21 protein-coding genes are annotated in these 21,442 nt (G+C 43.6%); 12 read left to right on the top strand and 9 right to left on the bottom strand.

What is annotated here, in order from left to right; genetic code table 11:
• The first annotated feature begins 150 nt into the window (after window positions 1-150).
• The 4 genes from ACED60_RS04135 to ACED60_RS04120 all read left to right on the top strand — a co-directional run bounded on the left by ACED60_RS04135 (window position 151) and on the right by ACED60_RS04120 (window position 1,987).
• Complete coding sequence (locus ACED60_RS04135) at window positions 151-840, top strand: tellurite resistance TerB family protein (RefSeq protein ID WP_371726990.1); 690 nt, start codon at window positions 151-153, stop codon at window positions 838-840.
• Window positions 841-1,027: 187 nt separating this feature from the next.
• Complete coding sequence (locus tag ACED60_RS04130; protein ID WP_108168220.1) at window positions 1,028-1,231, top strand: YaeP family protein; 204 nt, start codon at window positions 1,028-1,030, stop codon at window positions 1,229-1,231.
• 1 nt (window position 1,232) lies between these two features.
• Window positions 1,233-1,424, top strand: coding sequence for a DUF4250 domain-containing protein (locus tag ACED60_RS04125; protein WP_132762159.1), 192 nt, complete (start codon window positions 1,233-1,235; stop codon window positions 1,422-1,424).
• Window positions 1,425-1,660: 236 nt separating this feature from the next.
• Window positions 1,661-1,987 carry a hypothetical protein gene (locus ACED60_RS04120; RefSeq protein WP_009847438.1) on the top strand — a complete coding sequence of 109 codons (327 nt, stop codon included), beginning with the start codon at window positions 1,661-1,663 and terminating at the stop codon, window positions 1,985-1,987.
• A 481-nt stretch (window positions 1,988-2,468) separates the two neighbouring features.
• Here ACED60_RS04120 and glyA read toward each other — a convergent pair whose 3' ends face one another.
• The gene (glyA, locus tag ACED60_RS04115; protein WP_136996743.1) at window positions 2,469-3,719 is read right to left on the bottom strand and encodes a serine hydroxymethyltransferase; all 1,251 of its coding nucleotides are present in this window, start codon (window positions 3,717-3,719) and stop codon (window positions 2,469-2,471) included.
• A gap of 347 nt (window positions 3,720-4,066) precedes the next feature.
• Between glyA and ACED60_RS04110 the strand changes: the two genes are divergently transcribed.
• The 3 genes from ACED60_RS04110 to ACED60_RS04100 all read left to right on the top strand — a co-directional run bounded on the left by ACED60_RS04110 (window position 4,067) and on the right by ACED60_RS04100 (window position 7,322).
• Window positions 4,067-4,669, top strand: coding sequence for a YitT family protein (locus tag ACED60_RS04110; protein WP_009847440.1), 603 nt, complete (start codon window positions 4,067-4,069; stop codon window positions 4,667-4,669).
• 82 nt (window positions 4,670-4,751) lie between these two features.
• Window positions 4,752-6,317: a transcriptional regulator gene (locus ACED60_RS04105; protein WP_371726988.1), complete on the top strand. Its 1,566-nt coding sequence runs from the start codon at window positions 4,752-4,754 to the stop codon at window positions 6,315-6,317.
• Window positions 6,318-6,419: 102 nt separating this feature from the next.
• A complete protein-coding gene (locus ACED60_RS04100; protein ID WP_371726987.1) occupies window positions 6,420-7,322 on the top strand; it encodes a hypothetical protein in 903 nt (300 codons plus the stop codon).
• A 115-nt stretch (window positions 7,323-7,437) separates the two neighbouring features.
• Here ACED60_RS04100 and treC read toward each other — a convergent pair whose 3' ends face one another.
• The 5 genes from treC to gmhB form a co-directional block, all read right to left on the bottom strand.
• Complete coding sequence (gene treC / locus ACED60_RS04095; RefSeq protein WP_371726986.1) at window positions 7,438-9,123, bottom strand: alpha,alpha-phosphotrehalase; 1,686 nt, start codon at window positions 9,121-9,123, stop codon at window positions 7,438-7,440.
• Window positions 9,124-9,261: 138 nt separating this feature from the next.
• A complete protein-coding gene (treB, locus tag ACED60_RS04090) occupies window positions 9,262-10,686 on the bottom strand; it encodes a PTS trehalose transporter subunit IIBC (RefSeq protein ID WP_135383018.1) in 1,425 nt (474 codons plus the stop codon).
• Window positions 10,687-10,890: 204 nt separating this feature from the next.
• Entirely contained in the window at window positions 10,891-11,835 is a 945-nt protein-coding gene (gene treR, locus ACED60_RS04085) for a trehalose operon repressor TreR (protein ID WP_009847445.1), read from the bottom strand.
• Window positions 11,836-11,925: 90 nt separating this feature from the next.
• Window positions 11,926-12,267 (bottom strand): MliC family protein, encoded by a 342-nt coding sequence (locus ACED60_RS04080; protein WP_102249098.1) that lies wholly within the window; start codon window positions 12,265-12,267, stop codon window positions 11,926-11,928.
• 63 nt (window positions 12,268-12,330) lie between these two features.
• Window positions 12,331-12,882 (bottom strand): D-glycero-beta-D-manno-heptose 1,7-bisphosphate 7-phosphatase, encoded by a 552-nt coding sequence (gene gmhB / locus ACED60_RS04075; RefSeq protein ID WP_371726984.1) that lies wholly within the window; start codon window positions 12,880-12,882, stop codon window positions 12,331-12,333.
• 240 nt (window positions 12,883-13,122) lie between these two features.
• Between gmhB and metN the strand changes: the two genes are divergently transcribed.
• From metN to ACED60_RS04060, 3 genes are all read left to right on the top strand, one after another.
• Window positions 13,123-14,157, top strand: coding sequence for a methionine ABC transporter ATP-binding protein MetN (gene metN / locus ACED60_RS04070; protein ID WP_012604625.1), 1,035 nt, complete (start codon window positions 13,123-13,125; stop codon window positions 14,155-14,157).
• Window positions 14,147-14,830 (top strand): methionine ABC transporter permease, encoded by a 684-nt coding sequence (locus ACED60_RS04065; RefSeq protein ID WP_371726983.1) that lies wholly within the window; start codon window positions 14,147-14,149, stop codon window positions 14,828-14,830. The genes metN and ACED60_RS04065 overlap by 11 nt, the downstream gene beginning before the upstream one ends.
• A 66-nt stretch (window positions 14,831-14,896) precedes the next feature.
• On the top strand, window positions 14,897-15,706 hold the full coding sequence (locus tag ACED60_RS04060; RefSeq protein ID WP_012604627.1) for a MetQ/NlpA family lipoprotein: 810 nt from the start codon (window positions 14,897-14,899) through the stop codon (window positions 15,704-15,706).
• Between the two features lie 66 nt (window positions 15,707-15,772).
• Here ACED60_RS04060 and ACED60_RS04055 read toward each other — a convergent pair whose 3' ends face one another.
• The 3 genes from ACED60_RS04055 to syd form a co-directional block, all read right to left on the bottom strand.
• Window positions 15,773-16,621 carry a hypothetical protein gene (locus ACED60_RS04055; protein WP_012604629.1) on the bottom strand — a complete coding sequence of 283 codons (849 nt, stop codon included), beginning with the start codon at window positions 16,619-16,621 and terminating at the stop codon, window positions 15,773-15,775.
• Between the two features lie 113 nt (window positions 16,622-16,734).
• On the bottom strand, window positions 16,735-17,511 hold the full coding sequence (locus ACED60_RS04050; RefSeq protein WP_371726982.1) for a Zn-ribbon-containing protein: 777 nt from the start codon (window positions 17,509-17,511) through the stop codon (window positions 16,735-16,737).
• Window positions 17,512-17,515: 4 nt separating this feature from the next.
• Window positions 17,516-18,061 (bottom strand): SecY-interacting protein, encoded by a 546-nt coding sequence (gene syd, locus ACED60_RS04045; RefSeq protein ID WP_009847453.1) that lies wholly within the window; start codon window positions 18,059-18,061, stop codon window positions 17,516-17,518.
• 131 nt (window positions 18,062-18,192) lie between these two features.
• On the opposite strand from syd, the gene queF reads away from it, so the two are divergent.
• Window positions 18,193-19,038, top strand: coding sequence for an NADPH-dependent 7-cyano-7-deazaguanine reductase QueF (queF, locus tag ACED60_RS04040; protein WP_122046018.1), 846 nt, complete (start codon window positions 18,193-18,195; stop codon window positions 19,036-19,038).
• A gap of 57 nt (window positions 19,039-19,095) precedes the next feature.
• Window positions 19,096-21,354, top strand: coding sequence for a lipopolysaccharide assembly protein LapB (locus ACED60_RS04035; protein WP_012604632.1), 2,259 nt, complete (start codon window positions 19,096-19,098; stop codon window positions 21,352-21,354).
• Window positions 21,355-21,442 lie beyond the last annotated feature (88 nt).

The raw sequence follows: 21,442 nt of genomic DNA, 5'->3' as shown, positions 1-21,442 counted from the left end.
ATTAGGTGGCCTTTTTTGTGCCTGTCGTTTCTCTTCAAACTCCCTTCTATTTATCACCAGAGTAAATAACGTAAGTTAATCCCCTGTTCATCTTTAAATCCGTATATTGGGTTCATCAACTCTTTAGACACGATTACATTGGAGGTATCGATGGATATCAAAAGCTTACTTAACCAAGCACTTAAGTCAGATCTAGTTAAACAAGGTACTCAGAAGCTTTCCCAAGGCTCTTCAAGTTTAAGTGGCCTAACTCAAGGCGGCAGTGGTAAGAATATCAACAAAAGCACGCTCGGAGCCTTCGGCGCCGGCGCAGTGGGCGGCGGACTCTTAGGTGCGTTAATGGGCTCTAACAAAACCAAGAAAATGGGTAAGAAAGCCGCTGGTATTGGTGGCGCAGCGGCACTGGGTGCCCTGGCTTATAAGGTCTACAACGACTATCAGTCTAAACAAGGCCAAGCACCGAATTCCGAACAAGCTCAATTTGATGAGAACGACTCAAACCATAGTGTGCTGATTCTAAGATCTATGATTGCTGCGTCCAAAGCCGACGGACATGTTGATGAAGAAGAGATGGCTAAGATCGAACAAGCCGTCGAGAACATGGGTGCCGATTATCAGCTGACCAAATTGGTGTCTGAAGAACTGCACAAGCCACTCGATCCAAGTGAAATAGCTCAACTAGCAACGTCACCTCAACAAGCGAGTGAGATCTACTTAGCCTCTTTGATTGTGGCTGACGAGCAGAATTTTATGGAGAAGGCTTACCTCAAAGAGTTAGCAAAGCAGCTCAACTTAGCTGATGAGGTCACTTATCAGCTTGAACAGCAGATCTCTAGTTAAGCGGTAATTATCAGGCGAATCAGTAAATATCACGCTAAGTAACAAGTTAGCAAAGTGATACATTGAGCATCAACAGAATGAGATATTGAGCAAGAACAAACTAACTCTGAACTTAGTCAGATCCACTTTGTTTTTGCTTATCTCTATGTGTATATTGAGATCAGTTATCATTTGGTTAGGTATAAAAATGAAAGTATACGATTGTTGTGATTTGGTGCGTGAACTGTATTCTCAAATTGGCAGTGGCGACCAAGGCTATACCCCTAAAGCGATCACCTGCGCGGTAAAAACATTGAACGACCTTGCTGCAGATGAATCTCTTCCTAAAGAAGCAAGAGATCGTGCTGCATTTGCCGCAGCGAATCTACTGATCTCAGATTTCGAGGACTAATATGAACCTCGCTAACTTTGAAAAGATGGATCCTGTGATGTTGATGAGCATCGTCAACATGAAGCTGCGTGACGACTTCGGCGGTGACTTGGATCGAGTAGTCAACTTCTATGAAATCGACAAAGCTGCATTGACCGCAAAACTTGCGTCTGCTGGTTTTGAATATCTTCCGGAAGCCAAACAGTTTCGGTAGTCATTTAGAACAAACTTAAATTTTAAAGACCAACCTCCGTGTTGGTTTTTTTATTTTGGGGCGGGTACATAATGGGCTAAAAACTAATAAACTTATTAGAAATTATCTGTTTGCGCCTATACCTTTATATCCTAGAGTCAGCGAACGCGCCTTGAATCAAAGCGTGTTGTTGTATAGGCTACTCCAAACAGCATATAAAACTCATCACCAAATTCGATGATATCGAAGGACTAACAATGAAAAGACTCGGACTTTTAGCCGTTATCGCAGCCGTATTTACCGCAGGTTGTGCTTCAAATACTCAACAAGACAACTTCCGTGAAGCCTCTTTTGAGCTATGTAATACTGAAGTCGATATCTACTCTGTAAGCCATGATGAAAGAGTACGTATCGTCTGCTCTGACGGCTCTAAATTTGCCTTAAACAGTGAAGATACGCTAGAAATTATGCGCGATATCAACATCGACTATTGTGATGGCGAAGGCTTAGGTAAATTCAACGAAAGCCGTCACTACTACTCTTTCAAGTGTAAGTCAGGCACCCTACTTAGCATTAAAAAGTAGAAGCGACACAACAAGAAAGCGATAAAACAAGAAAGCAATAAAGGGTTGATGTGAAAGCATCAACCCTTTTTAGTACCTGCCTTTCTGTATTCTCAGATAACCTAACTCTCATACCTACAGATACAAAAAAGGCCCCAAAAGGGACCTTTAAATCAATTTCAAAGTAGTCGTTTGAAATTCTAGGAGAGCACGCGGAACTTACGGATGTAAGTGAGCATGCTCGACAACGACTTTATTACTTACGAATACAAAAAAGGCTCCCAACAGGAGCCTTTCAAATCGTATTTTTCAATCAAATAGCTTTAGTTCAAGGAAAAGGCGCGGAGTTTTCAGCACCTTTCCCTAAAACAAAAAGGGACTCAATGAGCCCCTTTAAAAGTACTTTTCAAAGTAGTCGTTTGAAATTCAAGGAGAGCACGCGGAGCTTACGGATGTAAGTGAGCATGCTCGACAACGAAGTTCAAATTACTACGCAGAAAAATTATGCGTAAACAGGTAGACGCTTACAGATATTTAGTACTTTCGCTTTAGTTGCTTCGATAACAGACTCATCACCCATGTTATCTAGGATGTCACACATCCAACCTGCTAGCTCTTTCGCATCTGCTTCTGAGAAACCGCGACGAGTGATAGAAGGAGAACCGATACGGATACCAGAAGTAACGAACGGGCTACGTGGATCGTTTGGTACTGAGTTCTTGTTAACTGTGATGTTAGCTGAACCTAGTGCTGCATCTGCTTCTTTACCTGTGATGTCTTTGTCGATTAGATCAACTAGGAACAGGTGGTTCTCTGTAGAACCTGAAACGATGTTGTAACCGCGAGCTAGGAATTCAGCAACCATTGCTTTTGCGTTAGCAACTACGCGAGCTTGGTATTCTTTGAACTCTGGCTCTAGAGCTTCTTTGAACGCTACTGCTTTACCAGCGATAACGTGCATTAGAGGGCCACCTTGGCCGCCTGGGAATACTGCTGAGTTTAGTTTCTTGTAAAGATCTTCGCCTTCGTTAGAAAGGATAAGACCACCACGAGGACCAGCAAGCGTTTTGTGCGTTGTCGTTGTTACAACGTGAGCGTGTGGAACTGGGTTCGGGTAAACACCTGCAGCGATTAGACCAGCAACGTGAGCCATATCTACGAAGAAGTAAGCACCGACTTTGTCAGCGATTTCACGCATGCGCTTCCAATCACAAACTTGAGAGTAAGCTGAGAAACCACCGATGATCATCTTAGGCTTGTGCTCGATAGCGAGCGCTTCCATCTCTTCGTAATCGATTTGGCCTGCTTCATCGATACCGTAAGGGATGATGTTGTAAAGCTTACCAGAGAAGTTTACTGGAGAACCGTGAGTTAGGTGACCACCGTGCGCAAGGCTCATACCTAGAACAGTATCGCCAGCATTCAGTAGTGCCATGTATACAGCGTTGTTTGCTTGAGAACCTGAGTGAGGTTGTACGTTTGCGTATTGAGCGCCAAACAGTTCACATGCACGTTCGATTGCTAGAGTTTCAACTTTATCTACGTACTCACAACCACCGTAGTAACGCTTACCTGGGTAGCCTTCAGCGTATTTGTTTGTAAGTTGAGAACCTTGAGCTTCCATTACACGTGGGCTTGTGTAGTTTTCTGAAGCGATAAGTTCGATGTGCTCTTCCTGACGAAGAGTTTCTTCTTGGATAGCTGCGAATAGATCCGCATCGTAATCAGCAATGTTCATGTCACGCTTAAGCATCTGTATCTCCTGACTCAGATTGTACTGAAAGTTTCAAAAAAACCACACAACGACCGAAAGCAAACGTTTCCGCCACCGTTTTGATGTGACGCATTCTACATAATTTGATCTAGGTCATAAAGAGCTAATTGCAATTTTATCATGCAGTTTTTTCATAATCACAAATAAGATTCATCATGGTTATTGAGCTTATCCAACCAAAGATGACGCTTACTGTCAATTTTACGCTTTACACCCTGTAAAACGCAGATTACATAGGTTTACCTTAATTTTGCACCTCAAGCTACCGAAAGCTAAGGTTTTTCTCTACTATGCACGCCTTTATTGGTTAGGTAATTATAAAAACTATGGAAAAACACTCACGTAAAGAAGATTGGGTAGCCATTCTTACTGGCACGTTTTTAGTGGCGTTAGGCGTCTTCTTTTTACAGTCAGCAAATCTGCTTACCGGTGGTACTACTGGCTTGGCTCTGCTTTTGAGTCAATTCTTACCTGTAACCTTTGGTATTTTGTACTTTGTTGCCAACTGTCCATTCTATTTATTAGCTTGGAAACGATTTGGTCGTCACTTCGCAATAAGCAGTGCCATCTCTGGATTTTTAGTGTCTGTATTTGCCGACCATTTATACTTGGTGATTTCGTTAGACGTTCATAATGAAATTTACTGTGCAGTCGCTGGCGGCTTATTAATGGGCTTAGGCATGTTGATCTTGTTCCGTCATCGCTCGAGCTTGGGTGGCTTCAACGTATTGTGTCTGTTCATTCAAGATCGCTACGGTATCTCAGTAGGCAAAACCCAAATGGCCATTGATGCCTGTATTCTGTTTGCATCCTTCTTCTTTGTATCACCTTGGGTGATTGCCGTATCTGTATTAGGCACCGCAGTATTGAACATCGTATTGGCAATGAACCACAAACCAACTCGCTACTCGGTGAATTACGCGTCTTAATACCAATTCCCCTATGAATTACTAGCTGTTTTTAATAACAAAAACAGCTAGAATTTAGGTTTTATAAACCGTCGCCTTTTCTATGCAAGATTACCTCTCTAGCGCCAAAGACCAACAAGCCTCTATTTATATTGAAGGTTTGGAATTCAACCCCAACACACGAGTCTTTAGCTGCGACGAGCAGGTCATTGATTTAGAACCTCGTTCTATCGAGCTCTTAGAGTTATTTCTTACCAGCGTTGGTCAGCCGCTCTCTGCCGAGTACATTATTGAATCTATATGGCAAAGTAGCTTCATTTCCAAAAATGTTCTGACAAACCGAATCAGTACCTTACGTTCAATACTTCAAAAACATTTGCCTAATAGCGATGCGACCAAAATACTGGTGACTTACCCGCGCAAGGGCTACTTCCTTAACCCTAGCTCGGTTAGCTTTTCCACGGTTCCCCCTGAAACCGCAGCGGATGATGCCACAATAGAACCTCCAACCAGACAAAAAGGATTTGCCTCCAATCCAGTTAACCCCTGGCTTGTTGTAGTGTCTTTGGCTTTGCTGATCAGCACTGCGGTAATGGGTTATATGCTTTGGCAATCTTCGACTCGAGCCTCCGAAGTTGAACGCGACCAACGATTGATTCCTAAGGTCGAACTCCTCCTGAATCGATTGGATGCCATTGGTGATAATTCCAGAAAATACCGAAAAGTCGTAAAAGCATTATTACTTCAACAGCAGATTGAATACGCCTACACCGATCTTGCTAACCAAGATGCGCCAAGCTACTTCCTTGACCCTATTGATAGCTCTCCCTTCTTTCCGGGCGCAAAGAACATGCGTACCAGTGATTACCTGCTTAACATTCAGCTCAAAGATCAAGAAGTGGACAAACGCCTTATCGCAAAGATAAGCCTGATTTACCCAAACTCAGGGAAGCTGGCATTTGGTGGAATTTACTCTATTGATATTAATAATATCAGCAGCAGCGTTATGGAGATCAACCGAGAATTAGCTAACTACTTTGCTCTGCCCGCACCATTGCCGCCAGAGTGGTCAGTCGACAATACCGAAGTCAGCGAATTGCTGAGTGGAAAAACCATCACGTTTGATGGCATCAAGCTCAACACCATGACGTCTACTCTGATCGCGCGACAACTTGCTCTATTTGAAACGGATCAGAAGAAGCTCATTGCGTTCACTCATCTTGTCCAAACTCGCTTTAAGTTGCTACCGGACGAACTCAAACTGTGGCTTGGTATCATCCATTTCAAATTGAGAGACTTGCAAACCGCAAAAGAATTCCTGACCAATACCTCAGGAAACTCTACGATCGAAAATGCGTTGGTTTATATGATGGTTTCTCACATTGCTTATAAGCAAGACAACATGGAGAAGTTCCGCCTGAACTACATGGAGTCTCTGGTTGCGTTATTAAGAGTGGTTCCATCCGAAGATCTATTCGCTCGACTATCCAAACCTGAATCAAAATCGACCTGCCTACAACCTTGGAAGAGCTTAAAGCTAAGCGTTAAAGAGCCTCTGATCATAAAGCAGTGGGAAAACTTAATGCTTAACTACTGCACCGCAGTCGGGCAACAATTCTCAAAGGAAAACAAAAAAACCTTTCAGATAAATAACTTAAATATAAATTAAGATCTTATGTGACTTCGTTTTTTGCCCTATTCACTCCTCAAACAATAGCATTCCTAAAAACATCGGGCCCACCAAGGGCTTCCAAATTTAGGAATGTTCAACATGAAAAAAACAATGACACTGCTAGCGACTTCTCTCTTTGCTCTTTATGGCTGTGGCGGCGGAGGTGGCTCTTCTTCATCAGGCTCAACTGGAGCAACTCAGTTCGACTACCCGATCAACAACTCTCAGTTTGCACCTCAAGCGACTACTGCATTGAACTACGCATTTACCACTGATGCACAGGCTGAAGGCGACATAAAAATAAACTTCATGCCGCTAAGTGGTGAGCAGGTCATCGCTGTATTAGAGGCAGAAACCGGTAATGAAGGTCTTATCCAAGTCATCAATGATTTGATCAATTACGGTATTACAGAATTCTATGCTTCAGAGGAAGTCATCACCAATGATGAAGGCACGCAAGAAAGCGGGACCATCTACTTTTCAGGTCCCGACCGTGGACTACACGAAATCACCAAAACTTACTTCATTGGCAGCCAATACATCACAAGAATGATGTACAGCAGTCCACGGTTCCGTTTAAGAGGGACAGACGTAAAAGAAAACAACCCGATTATTGATATCAGTGAAGACACTGTTTCACTGCAAGTCACGCTAGATGGAAAAGCAGTCGCTGCTATGTTGAGTGACTTTGAGGATCACCAGTGGGTAAAATCACTGCCTACTAATGCTTCATGCAAAGTAACGTGGCAGCAAGAAATCAATGAAACAGGTGTACGTAAAAGCTTCACTGTTTCGAGTAAATCCATAGAAACTGCGAACCTTACGGAGAAAAACACCTATTACATTAGCTGTGTCGGTATGGACTCGACAGAGTTTGGCACAACGTCTGAGCGCTGGTTCAACCCAAGCATCGGCCTGATTGAACAGATTGAATTGATGTCAGTGGAGCAATCCACCATTCAAGAATCAACAGCTAAACTGACTTCAATCGAAAAAGCATAGTTTTATTAACTGAAGCAGACTCAATGTAAAAAGGCTTTGGGAAGCACTCCAAAGCCTTTGTAGAGGCCTAATTCTTAAGGGGAATAGAACTAGGCTTATAGAAATAGAAACAAGGTTAATCTTCAATCAAGAGAATACGAGTCTCGTAAGGTCGTAGTACTTGGTGATGAGACGCCACTAAACTCTCGCTCACTTGATAATTAGACAACAAGCTCTTAGCCTTCGCCATCTCAAAACGTTCAGGTAAAACGCATTCAGCCTCTTTACCATAATAGTTGTTAATACACAGTAGAGTTTGCCCTTCACTCTCACGAACATACGCAAAAATGGATGGGTGCTCAGGCATAAGGTCTTGATAGCTACCATGAGTAATCACCGGTACTTGTTTACGTAACTCAATCAAAGCCTTGTAGAAATAGAAAACAGAGTCTTTATCTTCGAGCGCTTGTTCAGCGTTGATCTCAGTGTAGTTATTCGCAACATCTAGCCATGGTTGAGCTTGTGAGAATCCGGCGTAAGGCTCACTGTTCCATTGCATTGGTGTACGAGAGTTATCACGAGATTTCTGCGCTAAGATCGCCATCATATCTTGATGAGCCACACCATCACGGTTAACCATGATGTCGTACATGTTGGTACTCTCTACATCACGATACTGACTAATGTCGGTGTAACCTGGGTTGGTCATGCCAATCTCTTCACCTTGATAGATATAAGGTGTGCCTTGCATCATGTGAACCGAGGCGGCAAGCATCTTGGCTGATTCAACGCGATATTGTTGATCGTTACCTAAGCGGCTCACCACTCGTGGTTGGTCATGGTTACACCAGAATAGTGCGCCCCACCCTTTTCCGTTTAAGCCAGTTTGCCAATGATTGAAGATCGATTTGAGCTGTAAGAAATCAAACGGCGCATTGGTCCACTTTTCACCATTAGTGTAATCAACCTTAAGGTGGTGGAAGTTAAACACCATTGATAGCTCGCTGTTATCAACGTTTGAGTATTGCTGACAATGTTCCAACGTGGTTGAAGACATCTCACCTACGGTTACGCTACCGTATTTTTGGAATACCGCTTCGCTGATCTCTTTCAGGTATTCGTGCACTCGTGGGCCATCGGTATAGAAACGGCGACCATCACCGATATCATCATTTGGGAAATCTTGCTGCTTTGAAATCAGGTTGATTACGTCCAAGCGAAAACCATCGACGCCCTTCTCAGCCCAGAAGCTGATGACATCTTTTACTTCTTCACGTACAACCGGGTTCTCCCAGTTAAGGTCGGCCTGTTCTTTCGCAAATAAATGCAGGAAGTATTGCCCAGTGGCCTTATCCATTTCCCATGCATTACCACCGAATTTAGACTGCCAGTTGGTTGGTGCTTGGCCGTTCACAGGGTCTTTCCAGATGTAGTAATCGCGGTATGGGCTGTTTTTGTCACCCAATGCAGACTGAAACCATGCATGCTCTGTTGAAGTATGGTTGACCACAATATCCATCACGATGCGAATGCCACGTTGGTGCGCTTCAGACAATAATAAGTCGAAGTCTTCCATAGTGCCGAATTGAGGGTTAATCGCGTAGTAGTCTGAGATATCGTAACCATTGTCGATCATGGGTGACGCGTAAACTGGGGTTAGCCAAATCGCATCTACACTCAAATGTTTGAGGTAATCCAGTTTCGAAATGATCCCTTTGATATCGCCAGTACCCTTACTGCCACTGTCGCAGAAGCTCTTTGGGTAGATTTGATAGATGGTCGCGGTTTTCCACCAGCTTTCATCATGTTCAGTCATCGCCATCTCTAACACTCACTTACCAGAAAATATAAAATAAAAATCACCATGCAAATCATGGTCGAATAGCCGTTATAACTGAGAGAAAAAGCTATAACTAAGAGAAAAGCGATGACTCAATTGAATCATCGCTTGTTAAATGCATTACGCGTTAGCGGTTTCTAGCTCGCCTTTCATCTGTGCTCGTTTATAGAAGAACAATGTCAGCGTTATCGGCAGTACAACCGCCACCAGCATCGCGACTAAGTAAATCGACCAATATTGAGGTTGAATCGATAAGATGCCCGGCAAGCCACCAACACCGATACCATTCGCCATCACACCTGCACTACCACAGATTGCAGCCGCTGCGGCACTGCCGATCATTGCGCTCAGCATTGGGAATTTGTATTTAAGGTTGATGCCGTACATCGCTGGTTCCGTCACACCTAAGTACGCAGAGATTGCCGCAGGTACCGAGATGTCTCGTTCGCCTTCGCGCTTACTCAAAATGATGATGCCGACAACCGCTGAAGCTTGTGCAATGTTTGATAGCGCAATCAAAGGCCAGATTGGTGTGCCACCTAAGTCTTGCATCAGTTGTAAGTCCACAGCGTTGGTTGTGTGGTGAATACCCGTAATAACCAAAGGTGCGTATAGGAAGCCAAAGACCACTGAACCAAGAACCGCGAAGTCACCTGTCATTGCCACTTTGGCAGCGAATGCCACACCATCACCCAACATACGACCGAATGGGCCAATAAAGGCGTGAGCCAGAATCACAGACAAGATGATCGAGACAAATGGCACGACAACTAGGTACAGATAAGAGGGTACAATGCGCTTAAGGTTGGTCTCAATGAAAGCCAGAGCCACGCCCGCTAACATCGCAGGGATCACCTGAGCTTGATAACCGACTTTCTCAATCACGAACAAACCAAAGTCCCACACCTCAGGTACCGATTTACCTATCATGTAAGCGTTCATCAATTGTGGGGAAACCAAGGTCACACCGAGCGTGATACCCAAAATAGGGGTTCCGCCGAGTTTCTTAACCGTTGCCCAACACACACCAACCGGTAGGAAGAAGAAGATCGCTTCGCCAATCAACCACAAGAAAGAATGAACGGTAGCCCAGAATTGGCTTATCTCAACCAAGGTTTTGCCGTCGAACATGCGAATGTCGCCAATCACATTACGGAAACCAAGAATCAAACCACCCGTAATAATGGCAGGTAGCAGTGGTACGAAAATTTCGGCTAAATGGGAGATACCACGCTCAAGGAAGTTCATGTTCTGGCGAGCCGCTAGTTTCGCCTCATCTTTTGATGATGCATCTTTACCGGTTTGCTCAATAAGAAGGGCGTACACCTCATCAACCTCGGTGCCAATAACCACTTGAAATTGACCTGCGTTAGTAAAGCAGCCTTTTACCAGCTTAAGCTTCTCCAATTCTGCTTTGTTCGCTTGTTCCGTATCATTCAATACAAAACGCAGTCGAGTCAGACAATGGCTGACACTCGCAATATTCTCTTTGCCACCGACTAACTCGATAAGACGCGCAACGTCTTGCTTCGCTATCTTACTCATACTACCCCACCCTGGTTTCATTCAATTACTCATCTAAACCATGCAGCGATAACCACTCGGATTTAGACTTATGGGAACATTCCCAATCACGATTATTATAATGCCCACATGAATGATAAATTAAAATGGGAACAGTCCCATTAATTGAAAGAGATCACACTCTAATTTTAATCTAAGCGGTTCAATTTCGCTTGATTGAGTGGATTATAGAATAGGTGATTGAGTGTGATGAGAGATCTCTGCATTACCTAAAAGCTGAGAGATCAATAAATTAGCGGCCAACTTACCCGCAGATTGATACCCAGGATCAATACTAAATACTCGCGGGAACAAGAAAGAGAGAAGATCATTGCCACCAACACCGGTCACCACCACATCTTCACGTTGTAGTTCTTGCAGACGTTTGATTACACCAAGAGCCAATGTATCACTGGCACACACAATCGCTTGAGTTGTAGGAGTCAGTACCTCATCCACCAGCTGATAAGCACTTTCATGATGAAGTTGACCAGTACGATAGTTGGCAATCACTCCAGCGCTTTCACACCAATCTAGATAGGCCTTAAGACGCAGTTCACCGGTTGATTTGTCGCTAGGATCAACGCCAATGAAACCAACCTCAGAGATTTCCTGCTCTGCTAGATGCGTTAACGCACTATTGATCACCTGTTGGTTATCATAGTTAATCGACGTCACGTTCTCGGTATCCAGAGCAATCACCACCGCTTTGTGTTCCCAAGCTTCGATTGCAGGAATATCACAGTCAGTAAAGCCAAACACAATGATGCCATCTACATTGCGACGCTTGAGAACCTGAAGGTGCTCATTGGCTTTTTCTCTATCTAGCTGGCTTTCCATGATCACGACATCATAATCAGCTCGATACAACTCGGCCAGCATCGTACTTACCGCTTTGTTTTCAGAAGGAGAGTCCAGACGAGAGATGATGACACCGATGACTTTTTGACTGCCACCACGCATCGACTGCGCAGACTTCGAAGGCGTGTACCCAGATTCTTGAATTACTCTTTCCACCCTTTCACGGGTTTCAGGTTTTACTTTGGGATCATTGGTCAGAACGCGAGATACGGTAGACTTACCAACACCGGACAGCTTAGCAATATCGAGAATAGTGAGTTTTTTGCTCATAAAAAGTCTGACGTTAAAGGGAAGAGAAAGAAAAAGTGAGGGCGAACTCCCTCACTTAACTGTTTGTAAATCCTAGTAGATAACTATGACCTACTTTCGGCAGTTTTTATAGATAACACGGCCAAGTTCTAGGCGTGCATTGTCACCTTTAGTACGTAAAGTTACGCTATTGATCAGTTCAGAGGTTCCATCATCTAGGATGTACTTCGTTCCTGAACCTGCCGCTATTTGAGTGAGGCGATATTCATTCTCTGGCAAACGTAATACCGCTTTTTCATCACTAAGGTAAGCGACCTTAAATGAAGCGTCAGACTCACATTGATAAGTCACGAATTGATCGTCCGATACTGCGCTCTCAGTCTCAGGAGCTGCTGATTTAGAGCATCCGAATAACGCTACCGTACATAGAGATGCTATCAACAATGCTTTCATACTGCGTTCCTCATCTTTATATAGTGAATAACACTTATATCTAAGTGAAAGAGACTTAGTGTCTTAACCTTTTAAGAATGCTGGTACATCTTTAATACTGTCAAGCACGACACTTGCAAGCGCTTCACCTTTTTCAGTGATTGGCTTACCAGTTCTTACCAGTACTTTAGTGCCAACACCCGCCGCTTCTGCAGCCATCATATCTTCAGCTTTATCGCCGATCATGACCGAGTTAACCATATCAATCTTCAGAAAGTCACGCGCAGAAATGAACATGCCTGGCTTTGGCTTACGACATTCACAATCTTGTTTGTAGTCACCAACACCGTGCTCAGCATGGTGCGGGCAGTAATAAATACCATCTAGCTCAACGCCGTTATCAACAAAGTTCCAATCCATCCACTGCGTTAGAGAAAGAAAACGGTCTTCACTAAACATGCCGCGAGCAATACCAGATTGGTTGGTCACTAACACCAATAAATAACCCATATCTTTAAACGCTTTCGCCGCTTCAAACACACCATCGATGTATTCAAAGTCATGTTCATCATGTACATAGCCGTGATCAACGTTAATCACACCATCACGATCTAAAAAAACAGCAGGTTTAGACAAAATTCAGTTCTCTATCAACTCTCTATTAATCATTAATTATTACACGCTTTATTTGCTTCATCACTATCTATTTAGTTTTGCGTTCGTTAACGATTTGTTTCTAGTTTAACTTCGCAACTCGCGTTTAGCCGTCTAGACGTAAAAATATCTATTGACTTAGATCATAGAACACCATAGCATCATCTGTAAATCGAGTGAGTCATCAATATATTATTCTGTTCTACCTGCACGGGTTTCTCTATGATTAAAGTGAATCAAGTCAATAAGGTTTTTTATCAAGGCACTAAAGAAATCAATGCCTTAATTGATATCAACCTCCACATACCTCAAGGTCAAATCTTTGGAGTCATCGGCTCTTCAGGTGCAGGCAAAAGTACCCTTATCCGTTGTGTAAACATGTTGGAAGCTCCAACATCAGGTGAAGTGATTGTTGACGGTATCGACCTGACAAAACTCAGCAAATCAGAACTTAGCGAAGCACGCCGTAACATCGGCATGATATTCCAACACTTCAATCTGCTGTCTTCTCGTACTGTATTTAACAATGTAGCACTGCCTTTAGAGCTTGCTGGTAAAGATAAAGCTGCGATTGAAGCGAAAGTGAGTGAACTACTTGAGCTTGTCGGCCTATCGGATAAGCGTGATACCTACCCTGCGAACTTAAGTGGTGGTCAAAAGCAGCGTGTCGCGATTGCTCGTGCGCTAGCTTCAGACCCGAAAGTACTACTGTGTGATGAAGCGACCAGTGCTCTGGATCCAGCAACGACTCAATCTATTCTTGAGCTGCTACGTGAAATCAACCGCAAGCTACACATCACGATCCTACTTATTACGCACGAGATGGACGTAGTTAAGAGCATTTGTCACGAAGTCGCGATCATTGGCGGTGGCGAGCTAGTAGAGAAAGGCACAGTTGGCGACATCTTCGCACACCCTAAGACAGAGCTAGCACATCAGTTTATTCGCTCAACGCTAGACCTATCTATCCCTGAAGATTATCAAGCGCGTTTGCAAGAGACTCGCGTTAACAGTAGCTACCCATTAGTACGTCTTGAGTTTACTGGTGCAACGGTTGATGCTCCACTGATGACGCAAATTGCGCGTAAATTCAATATCGATGTCAGCATCTTAAGCTCTGACCTCGATTACGCCGGCGGCGTGAAGTTCGGCATGATGGTCGCTGAGCTGTTCGGTAACGAAGCCGATGATAATGCTGCTATCCAATTCCTACGCGACAACAATGTAAAAGTAGAGGTGCTTGGTTATGTCCTTTAGTTTCAACGAGATTGCTGACTGGATCAGCCTTAACGGCAACCTTCTATTGGAAGCAACAGGCGAGACACTTTACATGGTTGCTGTTGCTGGCATCGTTGGTTTCGCTGTCGGTATTCCATTAGGCGTTATTCTACACACGACTAAAAAATGTGGCCTGTTAGAGAACACCAAGCTAAACAAAATTCTTGGTGCGGTTGTGAACGTGGGCCGTTCTGTGCCTTTCTTAGTACTGATGGTAGCGATCATCCCTCTCACTAAGATGCTGATTGGTACCTTCATCGGTACAACCGCAGCGATTGTTCCGCTGACGATTGGTGCTATCCCATTCGTAGCTCGACTTATCGAGAGTGCACTACTTGAAGTACCAACAGGTCTAGTGGAAGCAGCTCAGTCAATGGGCGCAACACCCACACAAATCATCAATAAGGTTCTGCTTCCTGAAGCACTGCCGACTATCATCAACTCAGTGACGATTACGCTAGTGACTCTTGTGAGTTACTCGGCAATGGCTGGAACTGTGGGTGGTGGTGGCCTAGGTGATGTCGCGATTCGTTACGGATTTCACCGCTACGATGTGACCATTATGGCAGTAACAGTCGTCATGTTGATTGTGCTAGTACAAATTATTCAATCAATCGGTGATTCATTAGTTCGCCGCGTTGACCACAGATAACGACTTACAGACCAAAATCAAAGTCGTCTGAACCAAATTAAATAGATTTATTAAAAGGAGATTATTATGAAATTTAACCTTAAAGGTTTACTTACTATTGCAGCAGCAGCTTCAGCGCTAGTACTAGCAGGTTGTGGTGATAAAGAAGTCGATACTTCTAAGATCAAAGTTGGCGTAATGGCAGGTGCAGAAGCACAAGTTGCTGAAGTAGCAGCTAAAGTCGCGAAAGAGCAATACGGCCTGGATGTTGAACTGGTCACTTTTACGGATTATGTAACACCTAACGCAGCGCTAGATGATGGTTCTATCGACATCAATGCATTCCAACACACGCCGTACCTAGATCAGCAAGTTGCTGACCGTGGTTACAAGCTAACGGTCGCAGGTAACACTTTTGTTTACCCTATTGCAGGTTACTCAAAAGAAGTTAAATCGGTAGACGAAATCCAAGATGGTGCTCGTATCGCTGTACCAAACGACCCAACAAACCTAGGTCGTTCTCTACTGCTTCTTGAGCAGCAAGGTTTACTTGAACTTCGTGAAGGTGCAGGTCTTCTAGCTACCGTTCGTGACATCGTTGGTAACCCTAAGAACCTAACGATTGTTGAACTAGACGCAGCTCAACTGCCACGTTCTCTTGATGATGTAACTTTATCTATCATCAACACTACTTACGCGAGCTCTATCAACCTGACTCCACAAAAAGATGGCGTATTCGTTGAAGACAAAGATTCTCCATACGTGAACCTAATCGTTTCTCGTAAAGACAACCTAAATGCAGAAAACGTACAAAACTTCGTTAAAGCATATCAAACTGAAGAAGTGTACAACGCAGCTTCTGACATCTTCCAAGGTGGCGTAGTTAAAGGTTGGTAAATTAAGGCTGATAATTAACGTGTAATACAAAAAAGCTGATACCTTCTGTATCAGCTTTTTTTTAACTTATTCTTCTATCATCGCCTGTAGTATGGGTTTTATTGAAAGAGCTGTTTCTACATGATCAGTATCTTTTATTATGACCTTAGCACCATGCTCTCTGAGAAATGAGGTTTCAGCCTCCGTCAATGCCCCAACTTGCTCATCCGACGCTGCGTAAACATATGTAACATTTCTCATATCGAGACCTTTTAGGGTCTCAGAATAACGATTGTATGCTAACCCTGCAGATAGTTTAGCCATGTTGATATCGGTGTAAAGACCATCCCCCCCCATTCCCGCTTCCTGCGCTGAAAAGTCGACTATAGTATTGTTATCTTCAAACCCCACCATTCGTCCACCTGCAAACTCAGTCCATACTTCACTTGGCATATCTAACCGTCCGACCATCAAGAGATAACCATCAGCAACATTACCTTGAGTTGCTAGCGACTCTTGAACCATAAACGCACCAAATGAAGCACCTACGACATAAACACGCTTGCCGCTATCTTTAAATTTGTTAATGGTTTCCGATAACCACAAAACACTTTGCTTATCCGCTTCTTTAGCGTCCTCGAATGTGATTTCTCTAGATTCAAAATCACTACCAGGCTTAGTTTGAGTTTGATGGACGTTCAATAGCATATAACGACCCAAATCTAACCAAGAAAACATTTCTCGAAGGAAGTTTCGTTCTAAATCAGGGAAAGCACCACCCTGTGCGTTAATGATAACCACCTCTGAACTCTCGTTACCATACGACTCAAAATTTTCCGAATCCAAATTAATCTGTTCCCACTTTGAAAAAGAACAACCAAAGAGCAAAACCACAGATAACGATAAAAAAATATTGAATATTTTAATTTTGTTCATAAAAATAAGCTCTCAAAGTTTTAGCATTAAAAATTACCCTATAACAATAAACTCATGTTCCATTTAAATGGTTCTAAAGTTCATAGGCCCAACTCATAAAAAATGAACGATGTCTATTTAAGATGATCCCAAGAAATGTTGGATACCAGACGGCAATCATCACACTTGAAATAGAAAATATCGTGGATTGGTGCATCAAGCAGCCATTCACCACCACATTGCGGACATTTGCGCTCTTTTTCATCTTTCAGGCTGATCCCACCGACACGATATAAGTAGTAGTAAGTTGGAATCTTAGTCAGAAATTCAATGCGCCCTCTTAGACCCCAACCGCGTTTAAACAGCACACTCTTAGTATCACTGATCTCGGTTAGCGTTGCATGTTCAGCACGGCAACCACCACCCATTTGCACTTCATCACAGGCTTGCCATTCGGTCTGCCATTTCAGTACGGCTTTATGATCGCCATTAAATGTCGGCGGGTTGCGATATAGTGGAATAGGTAACAAGCTATCGCCGCTGCGCAGCGGTGAACAAGTGTGTACGAATGTCGTGTATAACACCTGCCAACTTGGTGTTTCATCTTCGGCTACTTCTTCGGAATTAAGGTCTCGGCCAAGCAGACGCATCTTAGGCGCTAATAAACTCACCGCAGATAAGCGCTCGAAACAGACTTTGACGAAGTCTGAATGATTACGTGGGTGTAAGCTATCTTGCTCCGGACACACAACGCGAACATAGAATTCACCGTCACCCATCACGATTGGAAACTCACGACCTAACACTTGTCCGTTATAACGAAGTGCATCCATTAAGCCATTAACCGCCTTATCGACAGCGCTTACCGTTGTGTTATCAAAACACTCAAATTGAAGTTCTAGTACGTACATCTATTTATACCGCTGGTTGTAGCTTTTCTAAAAATTCTGCCAATGTCTCGGCTAGTACATCACGATTTTTGGTGCCTAAGCGCTCTAGGATTACGTTACCCGTTAGGTTACAGATAGAGATAACATCCAGTTCAGCATCAGTCGCGGCAATGAAAACCGTTGGTTTTAGCTTCAAACGACGCTGAGTCACTAGGTGACCTAAGATGTTTTCTTGTAGGCATTCGAAATCTTCATCACTCCAAATCTGTAACAGTGTCAGTTCGTTACCATCAAAAGTCGCGTTCATATCCGCACTAAATTGTGCGCCGTAGAAAGTCTTGACGTCTTCATGCAGAGTCAACTCAATACCCGTTTCAACATTGGTGAAATCTGCGAATTGCTCACGTGGATAGTGTTTCCACAACACGGCATCACCACTCTTTTCTTCTACGCATGGCGATACGATGTCCACTAACTCCTCATTACGAGGTAAGCTTTGGTGTTGCTGCTGCCACGCGTCAACGTATCGCTGACTGAAAGAAAGTAGTGCGTCTTGAGCGCGTTGAGTCATGAAAATCTCCTAAACACAAAATAATAAATAGAATCCGAGCCCTTTCCGTGCCGATTAAGCGATGACTTAATGACAGGGTAATGGGGATTCAGTAAAATCGACCCCATTCTAATCGAATTTGAAACGAAAGTATGAGCAAATATTCTGACGCAAAAGAGCTAGCGGGTTTAACCCTAGGCCAAAAAACTGAGTACTCTAACCAATACGATGCAAGTTTATTGCAACCAGTACCTCGTAGCCTTAATCGTAATGATCTTGCGCTAAACGGAGAGTTACCTTTTGTTGGTCATGATATTTGGACGATGTACGAGCTTTCGTGGCTAAACACCAATGGCTTACCACAAGTGGCTGTTGGTGAAGTGTTCATTCCGGCAACCAGCCAAAATTTGATTGAGTCAAAATCTTTCAAGCTGTACCTAAACAGCTACAACCAAACTCAGTTTGAAAACTGGGATCAAGTCACTGAGCGTCTAACTCAAGATTTGTCGGCATGTGCAGGCGAATTTGTGGTTGTGAATGTAAACTCAGTAACCGATTACACCAACCAACCTATCGTGACGATGGAAGGTGACTGTATCGACAATCAAGACATCCAAATCACGAGCTATGATTTTGAAGCGTCACTGCTTGAAGGGGCTGCTGGCGAGCAAGAAGTAGAAGAAACTCTACATAGTCACTTATTGAAGTCGAACTGCTTAATCACCAATCAACCTGACTGGGGCAGCGTAGAGATCGCATATTCCGGTAAGCAAATTGACCGTGAAGCTCTGCTACGCTATTTAGTTTCTTTCCGTGAGCACAATGAATTCCACGAACAGTGTGTTGAGCGTATCTTCACTGACATCATGAAATACTGTGCACCATCGAAGCTAACCGTATTTGCACGTTACACGCGTCGTGGCGGTCTGGATATCAATCCATATCGTTCAACTGAGCAAGATAGACCAAGCCACAATAAGCGTATGGCTCGCCAATAATCGGCGTGAACCGCCCACACTTATTTGAACCTACAAAATCTTTAAAGGGACATTGAAATGCGTTGGTTATACGTTGTTAGTCTATTCATTTTAAGCTTAAGCACATCGGTTAATGCGTCGGTCTATTCGTCGGCGCTCCTCAATGAAGCCAATAACTTGGTTGAGATAGAACCGAGTCAAGCAAAACGAATAGCCAACAGCTACCTAACGCTACGTATCCTTTCAGATCAACGCGAAAAGAGCCCGTCAGCTATTTCTCGTGAAGAGGCCGACTCTTCGATTAGAACCCCGAACAGCAGTATCGATGCGTATAAGATCTTAGCGAAAGCAGAGTTTAATCTAGGCAACATTCGTATTGCGATTCAGCACATCGACAAAGCCTCTGAGCTAGCAAAAACCTATAAGCTTGAGTATCTAAAGTTGGATCTGGAAATACTCAAAGTTAGGTTACTTTGGCTTACGGACAGAAAATCTGCCCAAGCAGAATCAGAGCTAAAAAAAATAGAAACAAGCTTAGAGTCGGTTAATAAGACCTTACGCCTGACGGAAGGAATTACCTATCGCTTAATCATGTTGAAAGCCGACATTTCCTCTTATAACAACAACGTAGGGGAAGCCGAAAAACTCTATCAAGAAGCAAAAACTTACCTAGAACAGCGTCACTCGGAAAAAGTCGTCATTGATTATCACATCACCGTCGGCGAGTTTTATCTTACCCATAAAGAGTACAACCATGCACTATCTGAGTTATTGTACGGCTACTGGAAATCAGTAGAAGGTAACCTGAGTTCGCGCTTGGCCAAAGTAAACCGCCTACTTGCACAGCTTTTCTTTGAACGCCAAGTATTAGATAAAGCTCTAGAGCACCTGTCTCAAGCTGCTGACTTTTACGATAATTTTGAAAGCTCCCCCATATTAGCGCAAGTACTAAAAAAGATGGGGGATGTGTACTTCAATCAAGGCAAATATAACCTTGCCCTCGTGCACTTTTTCAATGTCCTTGATCATGAGAGTACCGACCGAGACATCCACCAAGTCATTGACATTCGTCTAAGTTTATCTGCGACTTACTTACGACTTTATAACTACCCTCTAGCTGAGCAATACCTAGCACGGGCCCTTGAACTGCTGGAGTATTCCGACATTCCTAAATTGGAAGGCCGCGCAGCACTCTTATCCGCAGGTTTGGCATACCACCTGCAAGAGAGCGAAGATGTAATTAAGCATGCGACACGTGCGCTCGAGATTTCGCGTCAGGTAGAAAATACGCGCCTGTCGCAACACTCCTACCACTTGCTCTCTTTAGGTTATGAGCAAGCAGGGCGTCCACAACAAGCGCTAGCAAATCTCAAGCAATACAATATCCTTGTCTCTTTGGAACAACAAAAACTCAACCGTGTTGGTGAAGACGCATTCCGCCAACAAAAAGAGTTTGCCGAGCAAACGCTCCACTATGCAGGTCAAGAACAAGAATTAGAGAAATACAAACTTGAGCACCATAAGTTCCAGAAAATATCGTTCGCCTTATTTTTGTTCAGCATTGTCTTGTTCTTCTTTGTGCTACGCCGAGGCTACATCATTCAAACCTTAGTCACGGAAATGGATTCACTGCGTACCGACCTATTCACACACTCACGCTCAAAGCTTCCAAATCTAAGAATGCTGAACGCAAAGCTATCAAATTCACTAGAACAAACCAGCCAAAACTTCGAACAATGGCAACTTGGTGAGCTGATTCATGAACCACTCAACGACCGTTTACGCTTTGTGATGATTGATTTGCCGTTCCTACGCAATATGTACACTCAGAACGGTTATAAAGCAGGTTTAGAACTCGAAGATGCTTTCGGCGAGTTCCTTAAATCTAAGCTCGAAGGTCCTGCGCGCGTCTACCACTTCTCGGATGCGAACTTGCTTTATATCGAACCAAATGCTGACCGCGATACATCGCCTGAGGCTATGTTCAGAAAGATTCAATCTTGGATTAATCACTTCGAACCAGAGCGAAACATTAATCGAACCGTCCGCATGGGCATCGCTGACTACCCGTTCTTGCCACGCGCTTATACCGCGATTAACGACCAAGAGCTGCTCGATGTACTATTAATGTCGACCAATCTGGCACGTGAAATCAGCCTCAAAGAACGCAGTAGCCAATGGGTTTACCTTAAAGCCATCGACAATGCCCCCGCAGCGAGCCTTGCAACGGGTAACATAAGAGAGGCTTGTAAACATGCGATTAATCAAGGGTTAATAAAGATACAATCCTCACACCAGAATGAGGACAATATCAAAAAAATGCTAAAAGATGACTGATTTGCGAGCGGTTAAACGTCGTAGGTCGTGACCTTATTTTTAGTTTTGTTATTATCAAGGTCACGGAATTTCATCTATACGATCGAGT

The organism is Vibrio sp. 1F279 (genome assembly GCF_041439815.1).
GTDB classification, from domain to species: Bacteria; Pseudomonadota; Gammaproteobacteria; order Enterobacterales; family Vibrionaceae; genus Vibrio; species Vibrio tasmaniensis_A.
This window is presented reverse-complemented; position numbering and strand designations above follow the sequence as displayed.